Raw genomic sequence first — 1,561 nt, 5'->3', positions numbered from 1 at the left:
CTTTAAGGTAAGGAGGTGATCCAACCGCAGGTTCCCCTACGGTTACCTTGTTACGACTTCACCCCAGTCATGAATCACAAAGTGGTAAGCGCCCTCCCGAAGGTTAAGCTACCTACTTCTTTTGCAACCCACTCCCATGGTGTGACGGGCGGTGTGTACAAGGCCCGGGAACGTATTCACCGTAGCATTCTGATCTACGATTACTAGCGATTCCGACTTCATGGAGTCGAGTTGCAGACTCCAATCCGGACTACGACATACTTTATGAGGTCCGCTTGCTCTCGCGAGGTCGCTTCTCTTTGTATATGCCATTGTAGCACGTGTGTAGCCCTACTCGTAAGGGCCATGATGACTTGACGTCATCCCCACCTTCCTCCAGTTTATCACTGGCAGTCTCCTTTGAGTTCCCGGCCGAACCGCTGGCAACAAAGGATAAGGGTTGCGCTCGTTGCGGGACTTAACCCAACATTTCACAACACGAGCTGACGACAGCCATGCAGCACCTGTCTCAGAGTTCCCGAAGGCACCAAAGCATCTCTGCTAAGTTCTCTGGATGTCAAGAGTAGGTAAGGTTCTTCGCGTTGCATCGAATTAAACCACATGCTCCACCGCTTGTGCGGGCCCCCGTCAATTCATTTGAGTTTTAACCTTGCGGCCGTACTCCCCAGGCGGTCTATTTAACGCGTTAGCTCCGGAAGCCACTCCTCAAGGGAACAACCTCCAAATAGACATCGTTTACGGCGTGGACTACCAGGGTATCTAATCCTGTTTGCTCCCCACGCTTTCGCACCTGAGCGTCAGTCTTTGTCCAGGGGGCCGCCTTCGCCACCGGTATTCCTCCAGATCTCTACGCATTTCACCGCTACACCTGGAATTCTACCCCCCTCTACAAGACTCTAGCCTGCCAGTTTCGAATGCAGTTCCCAGGTTGAGCCCGGGGATTTCACATCCGACTTGACAGACCGCCTGCGTGCGCTTTACGCCCAGTAATTCCGATTAACGCTTGCACCCTCCGTATTACCGCGGCTGCTGGCACGGAGTTAGCCGGTGCTTCTTCTGCGAGTAACGTCAATCGCTGCGGTTATTAACCACAACGCCTTCCTCCTCGCTGAAAGTACTTTACAACCCGAAGGCCTTCTTCATACACGCGGCATGGCTGCATCAGGCTTGCGCCCATTGTGCAATATTCCCCACTGCTGCCTCCCGTAGGAGTCTGGACCGTGTCTCAGTTCCAGTGTGGCTGGTCATCCTCTCAGACCAGCTAGGGATCGTCGCCTTGGTGAGCCATTACCTCACCAACTAGCTAATCCCATCTGGGCACATCCGATGGTGTGAGGCCCGAAGGTCCCCCACTTTGGTCTTGCGACGTTATGCGGTATTAGCTACCGTTTCCAGTAGTTATCCCCCTCCATCGGGCAGTTTCCCAGACATTACTCACCCGTCCGCCACTCGTCACCCAAGAGCAAGCTCTCTGTGCTACCGTTCGACTTGCATGTGTTAGGCCTGCCGCCAGCGTTCAATCTGAGCCATGATCAAACTCTTCAATTTAAGTTTGATGCTC

The 1,561-nt window shown here is 53.6% G+C and carries 1 rRNA gene; it reads right to left on the bottom strand.

What is annotated here, in order from left to right:
• Window positions 1-8: 8 nt before the first annotated feature.
• Window positions 9-1,548 (bottom strand): 16S ribosomal RNA (locus tag GKAS_RS23280).
• Window positions 1,549-1,561 lie beyond the last annotated feature (13 nt).

This window comes from Kluyvera ascorbata ATCC 33433 (assembly GCF_000735365.1).
Taxonomy (GTDB): domain Bacteria; phylum Pseudomonadota; class Gammaproteobacteria; order Enterobacterales; family Enterobacteriaceae; genus Kluyvera; species Kluyvera ascorbata.
Note: the sequence above shows the minus strand (reverse complement) of the source record. Positions and strands in the feature narration are given on the sequence as shown.